This window comes from Roseomonas sp. AR75, from assembly GCF_005222815.1.
Taxonomy (GTDB): Bacteria; Pseudomonadota; Alphaproteobacteria; order Acetobacterales; family Acetobacteraceae; genus Falsiroseomonas.
The window spans coordinates 405,904-428,853 of the sequence record NZ_STGB01000004.1; the positions used below are offsets into that span (position 1 = coordinate 405,904).

The 22,950-nt window shown below is 72.0% G+C and carries 25 protein-coding genes; 12 read left to right on the forward strand and 13 right to left on the reverse strand.

Annotation, left to right across the window (positions count from 1 at the left end; all coding sequences use genetic code 11):
• On the reverse strand, positions 1-363 hold the full coding sequence (locus tag E4T13_RS16010) for a Rieske (2Fe-2S) protein (protein WP_137179296.1): 363 nt from the start codon (positions 361-363) through the stop codon (positions 1-3).
• Positions 360-797: an EVE domain-containing protein gene (locus E4T13_RS16015; protein ID WP_137179297.1), complete on the reverse strand. Its 438-nt coding sequence runs from the start codon at positions 795-797 to the stop codon at positions 360-362. The genes E4T13_RS16010 and E4T13_RS16015 overlap by 4 nt, the downstream gene beginning before the upstream one ends.
• 261 nt (positions 798-1,058) lie before the next feature.
• Here E4T13_RS16015 and E4T13_RS16020 point away from each other — a divergent pair, with 261 nt between their 5' ends.
• From E4T13_RS16020 to ccmI, 7 genes are read left to right on the forward strand one after another with little or no spacing between them, the layout of a single operon-like run.
• Entirely contained in the window at positions 1,059-1,742 is a 684-nt protein-coding gene (locus E4T13_RS16020) for a heme ABC transporter permease (RefSeq protein ID WP_137179298.1), read from the forward strand.
• Positions 1,739-1,885, forward strand: coding sequence for a heme exporter protein CcmD (gene ccmD, locus E4T13_RS16025; RefSeq protein ID WP_137179299.1), 147 nt, complete (start codon positions 1,739-1,741; stop codon positions 1,883-1,885). Before E4T13_RS16020 ends, ccmD begins: the two co-directional genes overlap by 4 nt.
• Positions 1,885-2,424 carry a cytochrome c maturation protein CcmE gene (gene ccmE / locus E4T13_RS16030; protein WP_137179300.1) on the forward strand — a complete coding sequence of 180 codons (540 nt, stop codon included), beginning with the start codon at positions 1,885-1,887 and terminating at the stop codon, positions 2,422-2,424. Before ccmD ends, ccmE begins: the two co-directional genes overlap by 1 nt.
• Positions 2,421-4,400, forward strand: a complete 1,980-nt coding sequence (locus E4T13_RS16035) for a heme lyase CcmF/NrfE family subunit (RefSeq protein WP_137179301.1) — start codon at positions 2,421-2,423, stop codon at positions 4,398-4,400. The genes ccmE and E4T13_RS16035 overlap by 4 nt, the downstream gene beginning before the upstream one ends.
• Positions 4,397-4,960, forward strand: a complete 564-nt coding sequence (locus tag E4T13_RS16040) for a DsbE family thiol:disulfide interchange protein (RefSeq protein ID WP_137179302.1) — start codon at positions 4,397-4,399, stop codon at positions 4,958-4,960. Before E4T13_RS16035 ends, E4T13_RS16040 begins: the two co-directional genes overlap by 4 nt.
• Before the next feature lie 53 nt (positions 4,961-5,013).
• A complete protein-coding gene (locus E4T13_RS16045) occupies positions 5,014-5,568 on the forward strand; it encodes a cytochrome c-type biogenesis protein (protein WP_306768497.1) in 555 nt (184 codons plus the stop codon).
• Positions 5,565-6,362 (forward strand): c-type cytochrome biogenesis protein CcmI, encoded by a 798-nt coding sequence (ccmI, locus tag E4T13_RS16050; RefSeq protein WP_137179304.1) that lies wholly within the window; start codon positions 5,565-5,567, stop codon positions 6,360-6,362. Before E4T13_RS16045 ends, ccmI begins: the two co-directional genes overlap by 4 nt.
• 9 nt (positions 6,363-6,371) lie before the next feature.
• Here ccmI and E4T13_RS16055 read toward each other — a convergent pair whose 3' ends face one another.
• The 3 genes from E4T13_RS16055 to E4T13_RS16065 are packed head-to-tail and all read right to left on the reverse strand — an operon-like array spanning position 6,372 to position 9,417.
• Positions 6,372-6,569, reverse strand: coding sequence for a cation transporter (locus E4T13_RS16055; RefSeq protein ID WP_137179305.1), 198 nt, complete (start codon positions 6,567-6,569; stop codon positions 6,372-6,374).
• Positions 6,566-6,958 carry a Cu(I)-responsive transcriptional regulator gene (locus E4T13_RS16060; protein ID WP_137179306.1) on the reverse strand — a complete coding sequence of 131 codons (393 nt, stop codon included), beginning with the start codon at positions 6,956-6,958 and terminating at the stop codon, positions 6,566-6,568. Before E4T13_RS16060 ends, E4T13_RS16055 begins: the two co-directional genes overlap by 4 nt.
• A gap of 23 nt (positions 6,959-6,981) precedes the next feature.
• Entirely contained in the window at positions 6,982-9,417 is a 2,436-nt protein-coding gene (locus E4T13_RS16065) for a heavy metal translocating P-type ATPase (RefSeq protein ID WP_240791157.1), read from the reverse strand.
• A 162-nt stretch (positions 9,418-9,579) separates the two neighbouring features.
• Between E4T13_RS16065 and E4T13_RS16070 the strand changes: the two genes are divergently transcribed.
• Entirely contained in the window at positions 9,580-10,581 is a 1,002-nt protein-coding gene (locus E4T13_RS16070) for a S1C family serine protease (protein WP_240791158.1), read from the forward strand.
• A gap of 10 nt (positions 10,582-10,591) precedes the next feature.
• On the opposite strand, the gene aspT is transcribed toward E4T13_RS16070, so the two are convergent.
• Positions 10,592-12,286, reverse strand: a complete 1,695-nt coding sequence (gene aspT, locus E4T13_RS16075) for an aspartate-alanine antiporter (protein ID WP_137179307.1) — start codon at positions 12,284-12,286, stop codon at positions 10,592-10,594.
• 142 nt (positions 12,287-12,428) lie between these two features.
• Here aspT and E4T13_RS16080 point away from each other — a divergent pair, with 142 nt between their 5' ends.
• Positions 12,429-12,857, forward strand: a complete 429-nt coding sequence (locus E4T13_RS16080) for a DUF3830 family protein (protein WP_137179308.1) — start codon at positions 12,429-12,431, stop codon at positions 12,855-12,857.
• Between the two features lie 4 nt (positions 12,858-12,861).
• A complete protein-coding gene (locus tag E4T13_RS16085) occupies positions 12,862-13,206 on the forward strand; it encodes an FKBP-type peptidyl-prolyl cis-trans isomerase (RefSeq protein WP_137179309.1) in 345 nt (114 codons plus the stop codon).
• A 58-nt stretch (positions 13,207-13,264) separates the two neighbouring features.
• On the opposite strand, the gene E4T13_RS16090 is transcribed toward E4T13_RS16085, so the two are convergent.
• Together E4T13_RS16090 and E4T13_RS16095 are read right to left on the reverse strand one after the other, a co-directional pair.
• Entirely contained in the window at positions 13,265-14,122 is an 858-nt protein-coding gene (locus E4T13_RS16090) for an aspartate/glutamate racemase family protein (protein ID WP_137179310.1), read from the reverse strand.
• Between the two features lie 10 nt (positions 14,123-14,132).
• Positions 14,133-14,927, reverse strand: a complete 795-nt coding sequence (locus E4T13_RS16095) for an IclR family transcriptional regulator (protein ID WP_170985026.1) — start codon at positions 14,925-14,927, stop codon at positions 14,133-14,135.
• 92 nt (positions 14,928-15,019) lie between these two features.
• On the opposite strand from E4T13_RS16095, the gene E4T13_RS16100 reads away from it, so the two are divergent.
• Positions 15,020-15,802: a phytanoyl-CoA dioxygenase family protein gene (locus E4T13_RS16100; protein WP_137179312.1), complete on the forward strand. Its 783-nt coding sequence runs from the start codon at positions 15,020-15,022 to the stop codon at positions 15,800-15,802.
• 7 nt (positions 15,803-15,809) lie between these two features.
• Here E4T13_RS16100 and E4T13_RS16105 read toward each other — a convergent pair whose 3' ends face one another.
• Genes E4T13_RS16105 through E4T13_RS16125 form a run of 5 tightly spaced genes read right to left on the reverse strand, consistent with a single transcriptional unit; the run spans position 15,810 to position 19,896 of the window.
• On the reverse strand, positions 15,810-16,610 hold the full coding sequence (locus E4T13_RS16105; protein WP_137179313.1) for an SDR family NAD(P)-dependent oxidoreductase: 801 nt from the start codon (positions 16,608-16,610) through the stop codon (positions 15,810-15,812).
• 13 nt (positions 16,611-16,623) lie between these two features.
• Positions 16,624-17,598, reverse strand: coding sequence for a tripartite tricarboxylate transporter substrate binding protein (locus tag E4T13_RS16110; protein WP_137179314.1), 975 nt, complete (start codon positions 17,596-17,598; stop codon positions 16,624-16,626).
• A gap of 20 nt (positions 17,599-17,618) precedes the next feature.
• Positions 17,619-18,401, reverse strand: a complete 783-nt coding sequence (locus E4T13_RS16115) for an SDR family oxidoreductase (RefSeq protein ID WP_137179315.1) — start codon at positions 18,399-18,401, stop codon at positions 17,619-17,621.
• Entirely contained in the window at positions 18,398-19,033 is a 636-nt protein-coding gene (locus E4T13_RS16120) for an SDR family oxidoreductase (protein WP_137179316.1), read from the reverse strand. The genes E4T13_RS16115 and E4T13_RS16120 overlap by 4 nt, the downstream gene beginning before the upstream one ends.
• Positions 19,030-19,896 carry an alpha/beta fold hydrolase gene (locus E4T13_RS16125; RefSeq protein WP_170985027.1) on the reverse strand — a complete coding sequence of 289 codons (867 nt, stop codon included), beginning with the start codon at positions 19,894-19,896 and terminating at the stop codon, positions 19,030-19,032. Before E4T13_RS16125 ends, E4T13_RS16120 begins: the two co-directional genes overlap by 4 nt.
• Positions 19,897-20,217: 321 nt before the next feature.
• Here E4T13_RS16125 and E4T13_RS16130 point away from each other — a divergent pair, with 321 nt between their 5' ends.
• Positions 20,218-22,875, forward strand: coding sequence for an HWE histidine kinase domain-containing protein (locus tag E4T13_RS16130; protein ID WP_137179318.1), 2,658 nt, complete (start codon positions 20,218-20,220; stop codon positions 22,873-22,875).
• The last annotated feature ends 75 nt before the right edge of the window (positions 22,876-22,950 follow it).

Sequence of the window (22,950 nt, forward strand, 5' to 3'; positions counted from 1 at the left end):
TCAGAGCCCGGCGTCGGCCGGGACGATCACCCGCCCCTCGGCGTCCAGCCGCACCGGCACCGCCTCCAGGCTCTCGCCGTAGCAGGGGCCGGAGAAGCACGCGCCGTCCTCGATGCGGAACCGCGCGCCATGCGCGGAGCAGACGATGTGCTGCTTCTTCGCGTCCAGGAAGCGGTCCGGCGCGGGGTCCAGCGGCAGGCCGATATGCGGGCAGGAATTGACGTAGACGAAGACCTGCGCGCCCCGGCGGATCGCGAACAGGCCGGTGAACCCACCCGGCGCGGCCGGAAAGCCGCGGCTCTCGCCCTCCGGGATCTCGTCCAGCCGGCAGAGCACCCGTTCGCCGGCGGCGACCGCGCTCATGGCTTCCGGCCACCCAGTTTGCACAGCTTCCGCCAATGCTCCGCGCTGACCGGCATCACGGAAAGCCGCGACTGCCGCACCAGCGCCAGCTCCGCGAAGGCAGGATCGGCCTTGATCGCGGCGAGCGTCACCGGCGTCGGCATCGGCCCCACCGCCTTCATGTCCACGCAGACCCATGCGCCCTTCGGGTCGTCGGCGCCGACCGTGGGGTCGGGATAGGCCTCCCGCACCACCTCCACCACGCCGACGATCTCCTTGCCGATGTTCGAGTGATAGAAGAAGGCCAGGTCGCCCTTCTTCATCGCCTGCAGGTTGGCGCGCGCCATGTGGTTGCGCACGCCGGTCCAGGGCTCGACGCCATTGGCCACCTGCTGATCCCAGGAGAAGGCATCCGGCTCGGACTTCACGAGCCAATAGCTGCGGCCGCGCGCCATGTCAGGCACGATCCTGTCTGGCGGCGTCGCTGGGGCGGCGCATGGCGGGGTCTGCTCCGGGTCCTTGCAGGAAAGGCACGTAACGCGCGACGGCCGTGGCTTCAATCCGCCGCGAGTAGCCCCTAGGTTAGCCGCGTGGACGCCAGCCCTTCCGCACCGACCCGGCCAACCGGGCCCCGCACCGCACCGCCCGCCCCCGCCGGGCGCTCGCTGCATCGCTTTGCCAATCCCGGTCGCTTCCTGCGGCTGACGGATCGCTGGATGCCTTGGCTCTGGGCGCTGGCCATCGGCGTCACCGGCATCGGCGCCGCCTGGGCGCTGTTCTTCTCGCCGGCGGACTGGCAGCAGGGCGAGACGGTGCGGATCATGTACGTCCATGTCCCGATGGCCTGGCTGGCCATGGGCGGCTACACGGGCCTGGCCATCCTCTCGATCATGTCGCTGATCTGGCGTCATCCGCTGGCGGACCTGACGGCGCGGGAGCTTTCCCCCGTCGGCGCCGCGGCCACCGCCCTGTGCCTGGCGACCGGCAGCCTCTGGGGCAAGCCGATGTGGGGCACCTGGTGGCAGTGGGATGCGCGCATGACCAGCGTGCTGGTGCTGTTCTTCCTGTGGCTCGGGCATGCCGCGCTGGTGCGCGCCTTCGACGACCCCGAGCGCGGCGCGCGGGCCGGCGCGATCCTGGCGCTGGTCGGCTTCGTCAACGTGCCGATCGTCAAGTTCTCGGTGGACTGGTGGAACACGCTGCACCAGTCGGCCAGCGTCACGCGCATGGATGCGCCCGCGATGCATGTGGACATGCTCTACCCGCTGCTGACCTGCGCGCTGGGCTTCACGCTGCTGTTCGCGACGGTGGTGCTGGCGCGCACGCGCGCGGCGGTGATGGAACGCCGTGTCCGGGCGCTGGAAATGGCGCGCGCGCGCCGGCTTGACGCAGCGCAATGACCACCCATTGGCTGCATGTGAGCCTGTCCTGGGGCGTGACGGCGTTGGTGTTCGGCGGCCTCGCCGTCGGCGCCTTCCTGAGGCATCGCGCCGCCGCCGCGCGCCTGAAGCAACTCGATCCGCGCGGGGAGCGGGAAGCGTGATGACTCGGAAGAAGCGCCGGATGTGGATCCTGCTGCTCTGCGCCATCGGCCTGGGCAGCGCGACGGCGCTGACGCTCACCGCCTTCCAGGACAACCTGGTGTTCTTCCGTTCGCCGTCCGACATCATGACCGGCGAGCAGCGCCCCACGCCGGACCGCGCCTTCCGCCTCGGCGGGCTGGTGGAGGCGGGCAGCGTGCAGCGCGATCCCACCGTTGCGGGGCAGCGCCCCGTGGTGCATTTCCGCGTGACGGATGGCGCCAACGTCATCCCCGTGACCTACCAGGGCGTGCTGCCCGACCTGTTCCGCGAAGGCCAGGGCGTGGTGACACTCGGCAAGCTCGGCGTGGACGGCGTGTTCCGCGCCTCGGAAGTGCTGGCGCGGCATGACGAGACCTACATGCCGCCCGAGGTCGCCGACGCGCTGAAGCGCGCGGGCCACTGGCAGCCCGACCAGGGTCCGGCACCGGCGCCGGCCATCTGGAACACGCTTGACCCCCGCACGCAGCAGCCGACCATGCCCGGAAGGACCGGCTCTTGATCGCTGAGCTTGGCCATTTCGCCCTCGCCCTTGCGCTGATCCTGGCCTTTGCGCAGACCGCGCTGCCCTTACTGGGCGCGGAGAAACGCGATGCGCGGCTGATGTCTTCGGCGGCCCCGCTGGCCATCGGGCAGTTCATCGCCATCGCGGCGTCCTTCGCCTGCCTGATGTGGGCCTATGCGATCAACGACACGACGGTGCTGAACGTCGTGCAGAACAGCCACAGCGCGAAGCCGATGCTCTACAAGATCACCGGCACCTGGGGGAATCACGAAGGATCCCTGATCCTTTGGGTGATGATCCTGGCGCTGTGCGGCCTTGCCGTCTCCGCCTTCGGGCGTGGCCTGCCCTCCACGCTGAAGGCGCGCGTGCTCGGCGTGCTCGGCCTCATCGGCGTCGGCTTCATCGCCTTCATCCTGAAGACGTCCAACCCCTTCGAGCGTGTCTGGCCGCCGCCGCCGGACGGGCAGGGCCTCAACCCGGTGCTGCAGGACATCGGGCTCGCGATGCATCCGCCGCTGCTCTATCTCGGCTATGTCGGCTATGCCGTGACCTTCGCCTTCGCCATCGCGGCGCTGATCGAAGGGCGCGTGGACGCCGCCTGGGGCCGCTGGGTGCGCCCGTGGTCGCTGGCGGCCTGGAGCTTCCTCACCGGCGGCATCGCGCTCGGCTCCTGGTGGGCCTATTACGAGCTCGGCTGGGGTGGCTACTGGTTCTGGGATCCGGTCGAGAACGCCTCGCTGCTGCCCTGGCTGATCGGCACCGCGCTGCTGCATTCCGCGATCGTCGTGGAGAAGCGGGAGGCGCTGAAGACCTGGACCGTCCTGCTGGCGATCATCGCCTTCGGCATGAGCCTGCTGGGCACCTTCCTTGTGCGGTCGGGCGTGCTGAACAGCGTGCACTCCTTCGCCAACGACCCCGAGCGCGGGCTGTTCATCCTGGCGCTGCTGATGTTCTACATGGGCGGCGCCTTCCTGCTGTTCGCCTGGCGGGCACAGGCCATGGCGCCGACCGGCATCTTCGCGCCCGTCTCGCGCGAAGGCGCGATCGTGCTGAACAACCTGCTGGTCTGCTCGATCAGCGCGGTGGTGTTCGTCGGCACGCTGTGGCCGATGTTTGCCGATGCGCTGTTCGGCGCGAAGGTTTCGGTGGGTCCGCCCTTCTTCAACCTGGCGACCTTCCCGCTGGTCGTGCCGCTGCTGCTGGCGATGGCGGCGGGGCCGCTGATGCCCTGGAAGCGCGCGCAGCTCTGGCCTGTGGTGCAGCGGCTGTGGGCGGCTGCGCTGATCGGCTTCGGCGCGTTCTTCCTCGCGCTGCTGCTGACGGGCGAGCATGTGATGCCCGCGGTCGGCTTCGGCTTCGCCGCCTGGGTCATCGGCGCGGCGATCACGGACATCGCCGACCGCACCGCGCTGTTCCGCACGCGGCTCGGCAATTCCTGGGCGCGCGCACGGAATCTGCCGCGCGCCGCCTGGGGCGCGGCGATCGCGCATGCCGGCATCGGTATCGTCGCCGCCGGCATGGCCGGGATGGGCCTCGCGCAGGAGAAGCTGGTGGCGATGGCCCCCGGCGATACCACGGAGATGGCCGGCTACACCTGGCGCCTGGACGGCGTGCGCGACACGCCAGGCCCGAACTTCACCGCGCGTCGCGCGACGATCACCGTGCTGCGCGACGGCGAGGTGCTGCATGTGATGCAGCCGTCACGGCGCTGGTTCCCGATCGCACGACAGAACACGACCGAAGTCGCGATCCGCACCAACCTGCTCTACGACCTCTATGCGGTGATCGGCGAGGAGGATTCCGCCACCGGCAAGGCGGTGATCCGTATCCACTACAACCTGCTGGCGCCATGGCTCTGGATCGGCGCCTTCATCATGGCGATCGGCGGCGCGCTGTCGCTGTCCGACCGGCGCGTGCGCGTTTCCGCGCCGAACCGCAAGGCGGCGCTGCCGCAGGGCGCGGCCACCACATGACACCGCTCGCCCGCCGGGCGCTGCTCTTCGCGCCCTTCGCTGTGGCCGCGGCCGGCGGCGTCGCCTTCTACGGCATGCTGCAGGGCATGCGCACCGGCGAGTACAACCCGCGCGGCGTCCCCTCCGCGCTGATCGGCCAGCACGCGCCCGACTTCACGCTGCCGCCGCTGGAAGGCGCGGAACTCCCGGCGCTCACCTCGGCCGATTTGCGCAACCTGCCGGGGCCGGTGCTGGTGAATTTCTGGGCGAGCTGGTGCGTGCCGTGCATCATCGAGCATCCGCAGCTCATGCAGTTGTCGCGCGAGGGCGTGCCGGTGTTCGGCATCGCCTACAAGGACAAGCCGGCGGACAGCCTGAAATTCCTGCGCGACCGCGGCAACCCGTTCCGCCGCCTGTCGAAGGACGAGCCGGGGCGCGTCGCGATCGACTGGGGCGTGTACGGCGTGCCGGAGACCTACCTGCTGGACAAGCAGGGCATCATCCGCTGGCGCTTTGCAGGGCCGGTGACGGCGGACGTCGTCGAGCACGACATACGGCCGTTGCTCAGGCGGTGGGCGTGATGCGCCCGACAGGTCGCGCGGCCCCAACTAAACCCTCCCTCGCATGCGGGGGAGTGCCTCTGCTCCCTCCCCCGCATGCGGGGGAGGGTCGTGGTGGGGGCACGACCGCCCGCCTGCGAAGGGGGCTCATCGCCCTCCTTCTTGCCCTGTTTCTTCCCCTGCACGCCCTCGCGGTCTCCAACCCCGCGGACATGCTGCCCGATCCCGCGCAGGAGGAACGCGCGCGCAATCTCGGCCGCGACATCCGCTGCATGGTCTGCCAGAACCAGTCCATCGAGGACAGCGAGGCGCCGCTGGCCCGCGACCTGCGGCTGATCGTGCGCGAACGCATCACCGCCGGCGACAGCGACGCCGAGGTGAAGGACTTCCTGCACACGCGCTACGGCGATTACGTGCTGCTGAAGCCGCCCTTCTCCTGGTCCACCGCCGTGCTCTGGGCCACGCCGGTTGTCGCGCTGCTGCTGGGCGGCAGCCTCATCCTGGGCCTGCGGCGCCGCAACGCGCAGGCCATCGCGCCGCCGCCGCTGACCGAGGAGGAGCGCCGCCGCCTCTCCGCGCTCGGCGTGACGCCGGATGGCGAGACGAGGCAGGACGGAACCCGGGCGTGACCATCTGGATTCTCGTGGGCGGCCTCGCCCTGCTGGCGATGCTGCCGCTTGCCGTGATCCTGCTCCGTCCCGCCCGCGCGCGTGGCCGCGGCGAAGCCGATCTCGCACTGTATCGCGCGCAGCTCGCCGAGCTGGATCGCGAGAAGGAGGCCGGGCGCCTGGACGAGACGGCGCATGCCGCGGCCCGGCTCGAAGTGCAGCGGCGCATCCTCGCCGCGCCGAAGGAGGATGCGGCCGGTGCGGGCCGCCGCAGCGCCGCGCTGCTCGGCGCCGCGCTGTTCCTGGTGCCCGCCGTTGCGATCAGCCTGTACCTGGTGCGCGGCGTGCCAGACATGCCGAGCGCGCCCTATGATCTCCGCCAGCGCCAGGCACAGGCGGAGGAGCAGCTCCTGGAGCAGTTGCGCGCGCGCATCGCGCAGCTCGATCCGCGCAGCGAGCAGGCGCGGCAGGGCTTCATCCTGCTCGGCAACGCCGAGCGCAACCGCGGCCGCAACGCGGCGGCGCTGGAATCCTGGAACCGCGCGCTCGCCATCCGCTTCGACCCGCAGATCGCCGCCGACGTAGCGGAGCTGCAGATGGAGGAAGGCAACCTGGCGGAAGCCACCACGCTGCTGGGGCGCGCCCTGCTGCAACAGCCGCAGGACATCCGCCTGCGCTTCCTGACGGGCCTGGTGGAGGAACGCGCCGGGCGCCCGGCGAATGCGCGGCGCGTCTGGCAATCCATCGTGGATGACGCGCCACCGGATGCGCCCTGGCGGGAGATGATGCTGCGCCGGATCCAGCGCCTGCCGTAGGATCCGCGCCTACGCCGCGACCTTGTAGCCTTCCTCCTCCACCGCGGCGGCGACCGCGGCGCGGGGTAGCGTGGTCGCGGCGCGCACGACGCCCTCGGCCAGGCTGACCTCCACCTCCGCGGCGGGATCCTTCGCCCGGATCGCCTCGGTCACCGCCTTTACGCAATGGCCGCAGGTCATGCCCGCGACCTTCAACTCCACGGTCATGCCGTCTTTCCTTCGAGCTCCGCGATGATCGGGCAGTCCGGCCGATCGTCACCCGAGCAATGCTGCGCCAGGTGCCGCAGGCTCTCCGCCACGGCGCTGAGCGCCTTGGCCTTCGCCTCCAGCGCTTCGACATGCGCCAGCGCGAGGTTCTTCACCTCGGAACTCGCGCGGGAGCGGTCGCGCCACAGCGCAAGCAGCTTGCGGATGTCCTCCAGCGGGAAGGCCAGGTCGCGGGCATGGCGGATGAAGCGCAGCACGGCGACGTCCTGCGGTCCATAGCTGCGATAGCCATTGGCGCGGCGCTCCGCCTCGATCAGGCCGATCGCCTCATAGTGGCGGATCATCTTCGCGGAAACGCCGGAGCGCGATGCGGCCTGGCCGATCGTCATGCCGCGCGGCGCCGCCACGGGCCTCAGCCCGGCCGGCCGGTCGAGGGTGACGGCCGCCAGCGCGCGAGGAGGAGCGCATTCCCCACCACGGACACCGACGACATCGCCATCGCCGCGCCCGCCAGGGCCGGCGAGAGGAGACCGAGCGCCGCCAATGGCAGGCCCAGCAGGTTGTATGCGAACGCCCATCCCAGATTCCCCTTCACCTTCGTGTAAGTCCTGCGCGCGATGTCCAGCGCCGCCGGCACCAGGGCCGGGTCGCCGCGCATCAGCGTGATTCCCGCGGCCGCGATGGCCACGTCCGTCCCGGTGCCCATCGCGATGCCGAGATCGGCCGCGGCGAGCGCCGGCGCGTCGTTGATCCCGTCGCCCACCATGGCGACGCGGGAGCCCTGGTCGCGCCAGGCGGCCACCTGTGCCGCCTTGCCGTCGGGCAGCACTTCGGCCGCGACGCGGGCGATGCCGAGCCGTTCCGCCGTGGCCTGCGCGGCGGCTTTGCTGTCGCCGGAGAGCATCGCGACCTGCACGCCCTGGGCGCGCAGCGCAGCCACTGCTTCGGCCGCGCCGGCCTTCGGCGCGTCCTCGAAGGCGAGCAGCGCCAGCACGGCGTGGTCGGCAGGGTCGATCAGCCAGGACAGGCTGCGGCCCTGCGCCGCCTCCGCTTCCGCCGCAGCAGCGAGCGGGCCGGCATCGGCGCCGCATCCGGCCAGCAGGCGGCCGCTGCCGAGGGCGAGGCGGCGGCCCGCCACCACGCCCTCCACGCCGCGCCCCGGCAGCGCGCGGAAGTTTTCGATCGTTGGCACCGGCACGGCGCCCTGCGCCGTCAGCACGGCCTTCGCCAGCGGATGCTCGCTGCCGGATTGCAAGGCGGCGGCCAGCGACAGAGCCTCCTCGCGCGACACACCGGGTGCGGCGTGCAGTGCAGCCAAGCGCGGGCGGCCTTCGGTCAGCGTGCCGGTCTTGTCGAAGGCGACGAGGTCGACGGCCTTGGCGCGCTCGATCGCTTCCGCGTCGCGGATCAGGATGCCGGCGCGGGCCGCGGCGCCGGTGCCGGCCATGATCGCCGCCGGCGTGGCGAGGCCGAGCGCGCAGGGACAGGCGATCACCAGCACCGCCACCGCATGCAGCACTGCATCCTCGAAGCCCGCGCCGGCCAGCAGCCAGCCGAGCAGCGTGAGCAGGGCAATGCCGATCACCACCGGCACGAACACCGCGCTGACCCGGTCCACCAGCCGCTGCACCGGCGCGCGGGAGGCCTGCGCCGCAGCGACCAGGGCCGCGACGCGTGCCAGCGTGGTGTCGGCTCCGACTGCCGTGGCGCGCAGCACGAGGCGGCCATCCAGCACCACGGTGCCGGTCGCGAGGCTGGCGCCCGGCGCCTTCTCGACCGGTCGCGATTCGCCGGTCAGCGCGCTCTCGTCGGCGCCCGCCTCGCCGGATTCGACGACGCCATCCACCGGCACGCGCTCGCCGGGGCGGATCACCACGCGGTCGCCCACCACCAGCGCGGCGGCGGGCACCTCGCGCTCCGTGCCGTCAGCCTCGAGCAGATGCGCGGTGGTCGGTCGCATCGCCAGCAACGCGCGGATCGCCGCGCCGGTGCCGCGCTTGGCGCGCGCCTCCAGCCACTTGCCCAGCAGCACGAAGAACAGCACGACCACCGCGGCCTCGAAGTAGAGGCCATGCACATGCGCCGTGCCGTGTCGCCAGAGGCTCCACAGCGACAGCAGGAAGGCCGCCCCGGTGCCGAGTGAGACCAGCAGGTCCATGTTGCCGGTGCGGTCGCGCAGCGCGGCCCAGGCGGCACGCCAGAAGCGCGGGCCGAACCAGGCGAACATCGCCGTGGCCAGCGCAAGCTGCACCCAGGCGCCGGGCATCCAGTCCCGGCCGATTCCCATGCCGAGCATGCCCACGAGGAAGGGCGCGGCGAGCAGCCCGGCCGCCAGCACCTCCCGCCCCTGCCGCGCCAGCTTCGCGGCGGCGGCGCGCTCCTCCGCCTCGGCATCGTCGGGGATGGCGGCAAGCCGATAGCCGGCCCTCGCCAGCGCCGCGGCCAGCGCCGCATCCTCCACCCCTGCGAAGGCGCGGATCGTCGCCTGCTCGTTGGCCAGGTTCACGGTGGCGGAGAGCACGCCCGGCACGCGCCGCAAAGCCCGCTCCACCCGTCCGGCGCAGGCGGCGCAGGTCATGCCTTCGACGCCAAGGGTGCGCTCCGTTTCCGGCACGGCGTACCCCGCGGCGCGGATCGCCTCGGCCAGGGCGGCGGGCTCGGCGGTTCCGGCGACCTCGGCCTGCTCGGACGCCAGGTTCACCTGCGCCGCCGTGACGCCCGGCACCTTGCCCAGCGCGCGCTCCACGCGCCCCGCGCAGGAGGCGCAGGTCATCCCCTCCACGGGCAGGGAGAGGTGCGGGACGGCGGTGAGCGGTGCCTCGGGCATCGCCTTGGGGTGCGTTTCCATGGGGCAGAGATCGGTCCTCCCACCATGGGAGGGTCAAGGGGCGATCCCTGCGTCTTGGGCAACCCTGCGACGCTTTTCATGCGCGCGCCTTGATCTAACGCAGGTTCCGGGACGGGAAGGGTGGACGTTGACGGCGGCGCAACGGGCGGCGACATGGCGCCCATGCGCGCTGCATTCCTGCTGCTTCTCGCCCTTCTCCTGGTCCATCCCGCCGACGCCCAGGCGCCCCCCTCGGAGCCTGTGCGGATCGTGAACCGTACCGGGCAGCCGGCGACCGCGCTGCATGCCGTGCGCAGCGGCCGGACCGATTGGGGATCCAACCTGCTGAACCGCGGGCCGCTGCCGAGCGGATCCTTCTTCAACCTGCGGACCAACCCCGATGCAGGCTGCCGATTCGACATGCGGCTCGTGCTGCAGGATGGGCGGGAGAGCGTGCTGCGCGACCAGGACATCTGCGCCACGCCGCGGGTGGAACTGACCGAGGCGGCCGCCGCGGCACCGCCGGCCGCCGCCGTCGCGCAGGCGCGGCCGAACCAGAACGCCCGCCGTGTCTCCTCCGGCACGGGCTTCGTCATCGCGCCCGACATGGTGCTGACCAACCAGCATGTGGTGGATGGCTGCGACCGCATCCTGGCACGTACCGCCGATGGTCGTTGGCTGGCCGCGGTGCCTCCGGCGCGGGTGGATGCGCCGCTGGATCTCGCGCTGCTGCGCATCCCCGGCAATCCCGGCCCGGTGCTCAGCTTCCGCAGCGGCCCGGCAGTGCGGCGCGGCGAGAGCGTGGTGGCCTATGGCTTCCCGCTGGCCGGGCTGCTCTCGGCAGATCCGAAGCTGACGCGCGGCGAGATCAATGCGCTTGCGGGCATCCGCAACGACGCGAACAACTTCCAGATCAGCGCGGAGGTGCAGCCCGGCAATTCCGGCGGGCCGCTCCTGGACATGCAGGGGCATGTCGTGGGGGTCGTCGTCGCGAAGCTGGACAGCCGCCGCGTGCAGAACGTGGACAACGTGAACTTCGCCGTGAAGGGCGAAGCGGCGCAGGGCTTCCTGCGCCGCGCCGGCATCGCCTTCCGCACCGCCGAGAGCCGCGGCGCCGACCGCAGCGCCGCCGATGTCGGCGACATCGCCCATCGCAGCACGGTGCTGCTGCGCTGCGAGCGGTAGCCCCGCGCGGTCAGCCCGCGATCAGCCCGACGATCACCGTCCCCCAGGTGGTCAGCAGGATGTGGCCGATCGGCACCGCGGGCGTGTAGCCGAGCACGCCGACGGTGCTGCCCGACTTGTCCTGCAGCGCGGCAAGCCCTGCCGTCATGGTCTGCGCGCCCGCCAGGCCGCCGAGCAGCAGCACCGGATGCATCTTCAGCAGGTAGCGCCCGGCATAGAGGCCGACGAACATCGGCACCATCGTCACGAGTATCCCGCCGAGGAACAGGCCGATCCCGGCCTCGGCCAGCGCCTGGAAGAAGATCGGGCCGGCATGCAGCCCGGTCATCGCGACGAAGGCCGACAGGCCGAGCGTCGTCATCAGGGATATCGCGCCATCGGGGATGCGGCCGAACAGCGGCAGGCGCGTGCGCAGATGGCCCACCAGCAGCCCCGCCAGCAGCGTGCCGACGCTGGTGCTGAGGGCGATGTGCATGCCGCCCACCGGCAGCTGCACCAGCACGCCGACCACGCCGCCCAGGAAGATCGCCAGGCCGAGCACCACGAAGTCGGTGTTCTCCGTCGGCTGCACCACCGTGCCGATGCGCTTCGCCACCTCGGTGATCAGGGCGTCCGGACCGACGATGCGCAGCAGGTCGCCGCGCTCCACGACGGTGCCGGGCGCCAGCGGGATCGCCTCGCCGCCGCGGGTGATGCCGTTGAGGTAGATGCTGCGCGCCCAGTCCGACTGCGCGAGCGCGCCGAGCGTCTTGCCGGAAACCTCCCCGCGCGCCACCAGCACCTCGCGCTCCGCGAGGGGGATGTCGAGCAGCTCGCGGTCCTCCACCTCCTCCGCATGCGGGCCAACCTCCTGCACCAGCACCTCGCGCAGCCCGGACAGGGCGATCACGTCGCCCGCCTGCAGGCGCAGCGTTGGCTCGGGTGGGATGATCGCGCCGTCGCGCCGGATGCGCTGGATGAACAGGCGGTGGCCCGGGCGGAGCTCCCGCGCCTCGGCCAGCGTCAGCCCGGCGACGGGGGAATCCGCGGCGATGCGATAGGCGCGCAGCTCCACGCGCCGCCAGCCGGAGACCACGCCTGGCCGGGCGCGGCTGATGCCGAGCTGGCGTTCCAGCGCCAGCGCCTCGGCCTTCAGGTCGATGCCGAGCAGGCGCGGGCCGAGCGTGCCGCAGAAGAAGATCACGCCAAGCGCGCCGAACAGGTAGCAGACCGCATCCGCCACCGCGATGTGCGCGACCAGCCGCGCGCGCTCCGCCTCCGGCAGCGGCAGGGCGTTGATCGCCTCGGTCGCGGTGCCCATGGCGGGGCTTTCGGTGAGCGCGCCCGAGACCAGGCCCGCCGCGAACCCGGCATCGAGGCCGAGCACGCGCGCCACCGCATAGGCCGTGACCAGGCCGCTGACGGCCATCATCACGGCCAGCGCGATCGGCCGCACCCCGTCGCGCTTCAGCGCGGTCATGAATTGCGGCCCGACCGAATAGCCGATGCCGAACAGGAACAGCAGGAACAGCAGGGATTTCGCCTGGGACGAGATCTCCACATGCGCCACCTGGCCGATCAGCACCCCCGCGAAGAGCGAGCCGGTGACGGCGCCGAAGCTGAATCCGCCGAATTTCAGCGCGCCGAACCAGGTGCCGACGCCGATCGCGAGGAACACCGCGAATTCCGGGTATTTCTCCAGGAAGGCGCCGGGCCATTCGAGCATCGCAGATCCCCCACGGAGTTTCGGTCCCGGATCATGCTACTGCGCCGTTGCCCGAGCGAGATAGACGGGGACGCGGCACGGGCTTGGCAATTCCGCCGCGCTCGCGTAACGCCCGGCCCGGACGCTTGGGAGAAGGTCGCGCATGGCGGACATCCACATCGACATCGCCGGCGAGGTGTTCCGCGCCCGCTTCGAGACGCAGGACGCGCCGCAGACAGTGGCGCGCTTCCGCGAGCTGCTGCCCTTCAGCGACCGCATCATCCATGTGCGCTGGTCCGGCGAGGCCTGCTGGATCCCGATGGGCGAGCGCGACCTGTCGCTGGGCTATGAGAACGCCACCAGCCATCCGGCGCCGGGCGGTGTGATCGTCTATCCCGGTGGCATGCCGACCAGCGTCAGCGAGACCGAGATCCTGATCGCCTATGGCGGCTGCAGCTTCGCTTCCAAGGCGGGGCCGCTGGCCGGCAACCACTTCCTGACCATCACCGAGAAGCTGGACGTGCTGGCGAAGATCGGGCGGTCCGTGCTGTGGGACGGCGCCAAGTCCATCACCTTCCGCGCGGGGAGCTGAACCGATGCCACTGGGCATGAACGATGTCGTGGTGGGCGAGGGCGCGATGGCGCTCGCCGGCAAGCCGGTGACGGTGCACTACACGGGCTGGCTGTTCGACCCGAAGGCGCCCGACAACAAGGGCACGAAGTTCGACAGCTCGCGCGATCGCGGCGAGCCCTTCGGCTTCCCGCTCGGCGCCGGCCATGTGATCCAGGGCTGGGATCGCGGCGTGGCGGGGATGCGCGTGGGCGGCCAGCGCGTGCTGACCATCCCGCCCGAGATGGGCTATGGCGCCCGCGGCGCCGGCGGCGTCATTCCCCCCAACGCCACCCTGCTGTTCGAAGTGGAGCTTCTGTCCGTCGGCTGACGAATGGAGGGGCCCGGGGAGCCTCAGGCTCCCCGGCGGAGCGCGAGGCGGAGCCTCGCTAGATCTTCTTGCTGCGTCGCCACTTTCGTGGCCGGTCGCTGGGGAATGCCAGTCCGCTCGCCGCGACCCCGAGATTCGCGAGAAGCTTCGCCTGCTCGATGGCGCAGCGGTAGCCTTCCAGCACCGGCACTTCCCAGCCCATGTCGTTGAGCCGCTGCTGCAGCACCGGCGCCAGCCAATAGGCCGCGGAGCAGCCGGTGATCAGCACGTCCGCGCCGTCCTCCTCGATCGCCGCGACGGATTCCCGCACCGCCGTCTCCACCATGTCCGAGGTTTCGCCGCGGTCGTGCTTCGCCTTCTCCGCCTGCACCGGGCGCTCGTCCGGCAGGTTCGGGCGCGGCAGCGGGAAGTTCACGTTGCGGATGCCGCGGCAGCGGTCGGCGAAGCCGTAGCGCACCACCAGCTCGCGCATCTGCATGTTGTGCGCTTCGGAGATGTCGATGATGCCGAAGCTGTTTCCCAGCATGCTCGCGACATGCATCTGGGCGTTGCCGCAGGAGGTCACGGGGATGCCGTGGCGCAGTCCGATCTCGCGCGCCTCGGGGAAGCCGGGGTCGCCGCCGCCGAGCAGCACGATGGCGTCGTAGTTTCCGCTCTCGCAGGCGGCGCGCACGATCGGCAGGCGGTTGACGCCGACGATGGCGAATTCCTCGCGCGTTTCCACGGGGTGGTTGCCGTGGGTGGCCGGCGCGCCGGGATGCACCTCCCAGTCCACGTCGGCCAGCAGGTGGCGGAGGCTGTCGTAGTTCATCAGCATCGCCTCCTTCGGTCCGTCGAAGGCGCGCATGCCGTAGCCCGATCCCGCCGCCAGGCTGAAGGCCTGGATCAGCAGCAGGCGCTTGCGGGAGGCGGGCATCGTTCTTCTCCTACACCAGCCGGATGTCGGCGATCGCCGCGACGAGCTGCGGCGCCATCTCCGCCTCGAAGCGCTCGGGCGTCCAGTCGCGCGCGGAGCCGGCGATGTGGACCGCGCCCTGCGGCACGCCATCGGCGCCGACCAGCGCGGCGGCCATCACGATCTCGGAAGGGCGCCACTCCCCGCTCTGCAGCGCATGGCCGCGCTGCCGTGCTTCCGCGACCTTCGCCATGATCGCGTCGGGATCGGTCAGCGTGGTCGGCGTGTAGGCGGGGCGAGGCAAACGCTCGATCATGTGGCGCGCCTGGATCGGATCGAGCCGCGCCAGCACCGCGCGGCCGCCGGCGGAGCAGAACAGCGGCATCCGCCGCCCGACCAGCGCGGCCGCGAAGGATTCGCGCTTCGCCTGCATGCGCAGCGCATAGACAAGGGAATCGCCGTCGAACAGCGAGAGGTCCACGCGTTCGCGCACCGCGCGTCGCAGATCCACCAGCACGGGCGAGGCGCGCTCCACCAGGGGATGCGCCTGCAGGAAGTTGAAGGAGAGATCGAGCACGCGGCAGCCCAGCGCGTAGCGGCGCGTGGCGGGGTCCTGCTGCAGGTAGCCGAGTTCCCGCAGGCTGCGCGTGAATCGCTGCACCGCGCTCTTGTCGAGGCCGGTGGCCAGCGCGAGTTCGCTGAGGCTGAGGCTGCGCGGACGATCCCGGAACGCCTCCAGCACGGCAAAGGCCTTGCGGATGGACTTGACGCTCTGGACGCCCTCGGCGGTGTCGGGCTCGCTGCCCGCTTCGGTCCTGCTTGACAAGGCGGCGCGTGTTTGCGGCATATTGGATTGAGCGATAGCGTGTTGCATTCCGACATGCAAGCCGGCGCCATCCCGGCGCAGAGGAGGCAGCGATGCGGCTGAACGAGGCGCAGCTTGCCGAGTACCGGCAGCGGGGATTCCTGCTCTTCCCCTCCCTGCTTTCGGCGGCGGAGGTGGAGGCGCTGCGCGCGGCGATGCCGCCGCTGGTGGCCAGCGACGGGCCGGAGATCCGGCGCGACCGCCCGGATGCGCCGCCGAAGATCGTGTATGCCGTGCACGCCACCAGCACGCCCTTCGGCCTGACCAGCCGCCTGCCGCGCATGCTCGGCACGGTGGAGGCGCTGCTGGATGAGCCCGCCTATGTGTATCAGAGCCGGATCAACCTGAAGCTGCCCTTCTCCGGCGATTCCTGGTCGTGGCACCAGGACTTCACCGCCTGGCAGCGCGGCGACGGCATGCCGAAGCCGCAGGCGGTGATGGCCGCGGTGTTCCTGCATGACTGCACGCCGGCGAACGGCCCGCTGCTGGTGATCCCCGGCAGCCACACGGACCTGCTGGACGAGATCCTCGGGCGGGAGGCGGATGTGCAGGGCTACGACACCGAGCGCGTGCCGCTGGAGGTGCTGCGCGGCCTCGCGGATCGTGGCGGCGTGGTGGATCTCTGCGGTCCCGCGGGCACCGTCGCCTTCATCCACCCGACGCTGCTGCATGGATCGGCGATGAACATGACGCCCTGGCCGCGTTCGATCCTCTATTTCAACTACAACGCCGTCTCCAACCGGCCGACCGCGAGCAAGCGGCCCTGGTTCATGAACAACCCCGAGGTCGCGCCGCTTGCACCGGTGGCGGAGGACGCGCTGCTCGCGACGGCCTGACGCCAGGTCACGCGCTCTTCGCCATCAGCCCGCCATCCACCAGGATCTCCGTCCCGGTGATGTATTTCGCCTCCTCGCTGGCGAGGAACAGCGCGGCATGGGCGACGTCCCAGGCCTCGCCGCGGCGGCCCAGCGGCACGCGCCTCTGCGCCTCCGTGCGCAGCGTGGCGAGGTCGGCGCGGCCCTTCTGCTTCGACACGCGATGCTCCAGCAGCGGCGTGTCGATCATGCCGGGTATGATCGTGTTCACGCGGATGCCGCGTGGTCCGTAGCGCACGGCCAATTGCCGCGCGAACTGCACCAGCCCGGCCTTGGAGGCGGAGTAGCCGACATGGTCGTGGCCGAGATGCCGCATGCCGCCGATCGAGCCGACATAGGTGATCACGCCCGCGCCCTGCCCCTCCATCGCCGGGAGCACGGCCTTGGCGACGAGGAAGGCGCTGGTCAGGTTGAGGTCGAGCTGCGCCCGGAAATCCTCCACCGACATCTCCACCGGACCGCCGGTGATGGACCCGCCGACATTGTGCTGCACCACGTCGATGCGGCCGAGCGCGGAGAGGCTGCGCTGCGCCATCGCGGCAACCGAGGCGGCGTCGGTGACATCCGCCTCCAGCACCAGGCAGCGCCCGCCTTCGCCTTCGATCAGCCGCGCCGTCTCCGCGGCGGCGGCAGGGTCGCGGTCCACCACGGCGACCGACGCGCCCTGCCGCGCGAAGAGCACCGCGGTGGCGCGGCCATTGCCCCAGCCCGGGCCGACGGAGCCGGCCCCCGTCACCACCGCGGCCTTGCCGGCCAGGCGTCCCGCCATCGAGTCCCTCCCGTCAGTCCTTCAGGTTCACGCGCTTGGCGATGTCCTGCCACAGCGCGACGAACTCGGCTGTCTCCCGCGCGTGATCCTCGGGCGTGGAGGCGACGGGCGCGTAGCCCATGCCGCGCAGCCGCTGGTTCACCGCCGGCTCCTGCATCGTCGCCGCGATCGCGTCGCGCAGCTTGCGGCGGATCTCCATCGGCGTGCCGGCCGGCGCGTGCAGGCCCCAGACGCTGGTGATGTCCACGCCGGTCAGGCCGGATTCGTCGAGCGTCGGCACGTTCGGCATCGAAGGATCGCGGTCGGGCCCGGTGACGGCGATGGCGCGCGCGCGCCCATCCTCCACCATCGGCTTGGCCGAGCTGATGCCGCCCCACTGCATCTGCACCTGCCCTGCCACCAACGCCGTCAGCGCCGGGCCGGAAGAGCGGAACACCACATGCGTGATGTCGGTGCCGGCGCGCAGGTTGAACAGCACGCCCGCGAAGTGCGTGGAGGAGCCGACGCCGCCGGAGGCGTAGTTCAGCTTCCCGGGATTGGCCTTCGCATAGGCGATCAGCTCCTGCACGTTCCGCGCGGGCACCGAGGGATGCACGATCAGGATCACCGGCGCGCGCGCCAGCCGCGTGACCGGCGCGAAGTCGCGCACCGTGTCGTAGGGGATCTGCGCGATGATCGCGGGATTCTGGTAGAAGGAATTGTCCGAGAGGTACAGCGTGTAGCCATCCGGCGCGGAGCGCGCGACGAATTCGGCGCCGACGATCGCGGTGGCATCCGGCTTGTTCTCCACCACGATGGTCTGGCGCAGCCTTTCGCCCAGCGGTGGCGCGAGCACCCGCGCGATGTTGTCTGAACCGCCGCCCGGCGCGCGCGGCACGATGATGCGGATGGTGCGCGTCGGATACTCCTGCGCCAGCGCTGGTCGTGCCAGCGCGGCGGTGGCCGCGGTGAGCGCGAGGAGGCTGCGGCGATCGAGGCGGGTGGCCATGAAGTGTCTCCCTTGCTGGTTCAGTCTCCGCGTCCGCTTCGCGCACGGCCCTGTTCCGGCGCGGGCGGATTGTTGCCGGCGGGCGGCAGCGCGCCGAGCGAGAGGCCGCCGCAGACGAAGATCATCTGTCCCGTGACATAGCCCGTGCGTTCCTCAAGGAAGAAGGCGACGGCCTGCGCCACTTCCTCAGGCAGGCCGAGGCGGCGCATCGGCACGCCTTCGCGCAGGCGGATGACGTCGGGCTTGTCCGGCGGGTTGTTGCGACGGAACAGCTCGGTGTCGATCATGCCCGGTCCCACCGCATTCACGGCGATGTTGTCCGGCGCCAGTTCCCGCGCCCAGCTTCGCGTCAGCGAGGCGAGCGCCGCCTTCGTCGCGGCATAGGCGCTTCGCGTCTCCCGCCCATACACGGCGCGGCTGGTGATGTTCACCACGCGCCCGCCGCCCGCTTCGCGCATGCCCGGCAGCACCGCCTGCAGGCAGAGCAGCGCGCTGCCGAGATTGAGCCGGTCCAGCCAGCGCTGCGTCTCGCCGGTCGCCTCATGCATCCATTCGCGGCGGGAGGAGCCGACATTGTTGACCAGCCGCGTGATGCGATGCGCGCCCGCCAGCCGTTCCAGCGTACGCCGTGCCGCGGCGGCGTCGGTGATGTCCACGCACTCGAAGCCGGCAAGGCCGGGCGGCGGCGCGGGCTCGATGTCCAGCCCGAGCACGGCATGGCCATCCGCTACCAGGCGGTCGGCGATGGCGCGGCCGATCCCGTGCGCGACGCCGGTGACAAGGACGGTGTAGGGCGCGCTCACAGCGGGATGCTCCCGGGCGTGCGGCCGCCGCAGACGGACAGCACCTGCCCGCTGATCGCCGCCGCGCGGGGATCGAGGAAGCAGGCGACGGCGTGCGCGACATGGTCGGGGCGCGGCCGCGCCGCGAGCGGCCCGGCAAGCGGCAGCACCGCGTCATCCGCCAGCAGCGCTTCCGGCCCGGCGATCACGGCGTTCACCGTCACGCCGAGCGGCGCGAATTCCAGAGCCCAGCTGCGGGCCAGCCCGACCAGCCCACCCGAGACCGCCGCGGCGATGGTCTCGCATGCGGGGCCGGTGATCGCCCAGTCCGCGACGATGACGATGCGCGCGGTCGGCGCTTCCGGTCGGTCCGCGACCAGCGCGCGCGCGGCCATCCCGGCCTCGGCCAGGGCCTCGTCCAGCGCCGCGATCATGTCTTCCGCCGCGACAGCGTCGAGCCGTCCTTCCGGCAGCGCCGGCGCCAGGATCACCGCCGCGACGGGATGTCCGCCTTCCGGCAGCCTGCCGAGCAGAGCCGGCACCGCGGCTGCATGCGGCGCCGCGAGAAGGTCGTAGCCCTCCGCCGCGAGCCGCTCGCGCAAGGCCGGCGCCAGCGGCGCGGCAGCGCCGACCAGCAGTGCGTTGCGGCTCATGCCGCGCCTCGTGGCAGGGCATCGAGGAAGGCGCGCAGGTCCTTCGCGCAGCGCTCGGGCTGCGCATCGGTGATGTTGTGCGCCGCGCCTTCGTACACGATGAAGCGGTGGTCTGGCACGCTGCGCAGCACCGCGTAGTTCTCCATGGAATGCACGGGATCGGCGCCGGGCACGACGAACAGGCTGGGGCAGCGGATCTCCTGCAGCCGCGCGCCGAAATCGCCGCCGGCCATCATGCGCACGAAGCGCGCCAGGAAGCGCGGGTCGTTGCGCGCGGATTCCGCGACGAACCAGTCCACGAAGCCGGGCTCCACCGCATCCGGGTCGAAGCGCTGGCGGATGGTGCGGCGCAGGAAGGCCGCGACGCCTTCCGTCTCCAGCCCCTGCGTCCAGTCGCCATAGTCGTGATGGCCGGTGGACGGGCGCAGCCCGGGAATGGCGGCGAAGGAGGCGAGCGAGGCGAAGCGCCCCGGCCAGGTGATCGCGGCGAGCATCCCGATGATGCCGCCGGTCGAGGAGCCGACGAGATGCACGCGCTCCAGCCCGAGATGATCGAGCATCTCGATCAGGTCCAGCGCCATGCGCGGCACGGAAAGCTCGCCCTCCTCCGCCGGCGCGTCGGACGCGCCGTGGCCGCGCATGTCCCAGCGCAGCACGCGATAGCGGTCCAGCAGATGCGGCACCCATTGGCGGAAGCGGTTCATCGAGCCCATGGCCGCGTGCAGCAGCACCACCGTCTCGCCCGGCCGCCAGGGCGGCGTGAAGTCGTCCAGCCGGTAGCGGATCCGCAGGCCGTCGCTGCTGCGGAAGGCCGGCGGGGCCGGCTCCGCGGAGCACGGCGCACCGGGCGCGTGATCGCTCATCCCATCGCCGCTCCCGCTACCGGTGCCGGCCTGCGCGCGGACGCCCCATGCGCCGCGCATCATCTCTCAATGCGATATGAGGCAGCGTAATCCGACACGCTGTCAAGCGCATGGCGGTCCTGCGCCGCAGCCCCGCGGGTCCGTGCCCGAGTCACGCCGCGGCGCCACCTGGTCGCGCGCGTCGGCACATTCCGGTCACGAACCCGAAGGGCGACTGCGCGTTTCAGTCGCCGGTCTTGTGGGGGCTGCCACACTGTATACGTTAGGCGGGTCGCTGCACGGCGCCCGTCCGGCGCAGGCCGTCGGGGGGACCGGTCCGGCATGGACCATTCGACACGCGCGGGTGCCGCGGTGAAGGCGGCCGCGCCGCTGCGCCGGCGGCTGCCGCTCGGCGCGCATCTGCTGCTCCTGACGCTCGCGGTCCTGCTGCCGGCGCTGCTCGCGGGCGGACTCACCGCCTGGCAGCTCGGCAGCGCCTATCGCCAGGTGGTCGAGACGGCGCTGCAGGGCGGCGCGCGCACCCTCGCCGTCGCGGCGGATCGCGAGATCGACGTCGCCGTCACGGCCGTCACCTCCCTCGCCGCTTCCCGCGCCGTGCGCGACGTGGCGAATGGCGCGACAGGCGGGCAGGCCGATACCGCGTTGGCCGACCTGTACGAACGCGCGCGGGCCGTCGGCAATGCCTTCGGCGGCTGGATGCTGCTGGTGCGTGCCGACGGGTCCCAGCTCTTCAACACGCTGCGCCCGCTCGGCGCACCGCTGCCGGTCGCCAATGGAAGGCCCTGGATCGACCGCGCGATCGCCACCGGCGCGCCGGTGGTCAGCGACCTCTTCACCGGAAGCGTGTCGGCGCAGCCCATCCTTGTCGCCGCCGCGCCGGTGGCGGGCATGGCGTCCGATCCGCCCCGGCGCGAAAGGCTGGCGCTGATCCTCGCCTTCGACCCGGCGCGGCTCGCGGCGCTGCTGGCGCATGTGCGGGCGGGCGAGATCGCCGGTCTGATCCAGGTCTCCGATGGCAGGATCATCGCGCGGTCCGTGGGCCATGCCGAGGCGATCGGCCAGGTCGCGCCGGGCTGGATCGCCCAGCCCCTCGGCGCGCAGGAGGTCGGCATCGCCGCCGGCCCCTCGCTGGAAGGCAGCCCGATGGTGGGCGCCTTCCACCGGCTGGAGCGCGTGCCCTGGGCGGTGGTGGTCACGGCCCCCGCCCCGGCCCATGTCGCCGCCTGGCGCAGGCCGGTGGAGCGGCTGGCGGTGGGCGGCGTCCTGCTGCTCGCCATTGCGCTGCCGCTGGCCTTCCTGCTCGCGCGACGGCTGCTCGGCCCGCTGCAGGCCTTGGCACGCGAGGCCGATGCGGTCGCGGCCGGCCATCCTGCGCCGCCCCGCGCGCCCCCTGCACCCGTGGCGGAGTTCGAGGCGCTGCGCCACGCCTTGGCGCGCGCCGCCGAGGCCGCCCGCGCACGCGCCGTCTCCGAAGGCCGCGCCGCCGCCGCGGAGGAAGCGGCCGGCGCGCTGCGCACCGAGCGCGATCGCGCGCGGCTGTATTTCGACGTCGCCCGCGCCATGCTGGTCGTGCTGGGGCCTGACGGCACGGTGCGCAGCATCAACCGCGAAGGCCTGGCCGTGCTCGGCCTGGAGCGGGAGGAGGAGGCGGTCGGCCGCGACTGGTTCGCGAACTTCCTGCCGCTCGCGCTGCGCGCGCCGGTGCGTGCGGTGTTCGACAGCATCGCGACCGCGGGCGCAGCGGCGGAGGGCTCGCACGAGAATGCCGTGCTGCGCGCCGACGGCACAGAGCGGTTGGTCGCCTGGCGCAACACGGTGCTGCGGGACGAGGCCGGGCGCCTTCTCGCCGTCGTCGCCTCCGGCGAGGACATCACCGAACGCCGCGCGGCGGAGCAGCGGCAGACGCTGCTGATGCGCGAGGTGGACCACCGCGCGAAGAACGCGCTGGCCGTCGTGCAATCCATCCTCCGGCTCACCCGCAACCAGGGCCCGCAGGATTTCGCCGCCGCAGTCGAGGGGCGGGTGAATGCGCTGGCGCGCGCGCATACGCTGCTGGCGCGCGAGCGCTGGGCCGGCGGCGACCTGCGCGAACTGGCAGAGGCTGAGCTCGAACCTTATGCCGAGGCCGGGCGCCTGCGGTTCGATGGTCCGCCGGTGCGGCTGGCGCCAGAGGCGGTGCAACCGGTGTCCCTGGTGCTGCACGAACTCGCCACCAACGCCGCCAAGCATGGCGCGCTGTCGCATCCCGGGGGCCGGATCGCGCTGCGCTGGGCGCCGCAGCCCGGCGGTTCGTTGCGGCTCGACTGGGCGGAGACCGGCCAGTCCGAGGCAGACTTCAGGGGCCCGCCGACGCGGCGCGGCTTCGGCACGCGGATGATCGTCGCGACGGTGACCGGCCAGCTTGCGGGCCATGTCGATTTCGACTGGCGGCCGGATGGGCTGCGCTGCGGAATCCTGATCGGGCCGGGCCGCATCGCGTCCACCGCCTCGGCCGGCCTCGCGCCCTCCGCGGCCCCGGCGCCCGACATCGTCTCGCTGGATGGCAGGCGGATCCTGGTGGTGGAGGACGAGCCGCTGGTGGCGATGGATGTCGAGCAGACCCTGCGCGACCTCGGCGCCGCGGTGATCGGGCCGGCCGGCACCGTGGCCGAGGCGCTGCGCCTGGTCGAGCAGGCCGGCATGCCGGATGCGGCCGTGCTGGACGTGAACCTGGGCGGACAGGCGGCCTTCCCGGTGGCCGACCTGCTGGTGCGGCGCGGCGTGCCGGTGCTCTTCGCCACCGGCTATGGCGAGTTGCCGGAAGGCTGGAGCGGGAATGGCGGGCAGGGTCTCACGGCGCTGCTGCGCAAGCCGGTCGGGCGGGAGGCGCTGGCCGCCGCGCTGGGCCGCCTGCTCGCGGCGCCGACTGGAACGGCACCGGCGGCGGAGCCCCGCCAAGGGACCCCGCCGCGCGAGGCCAGGCACCGCGGCTGTTCCTAGCGAGGGGGCTCGCTCCGCGGACAGCCCGGCCCGGCGGCGCCCGATATCGCGGCGCATCATCGGGGCGCCGCTTCG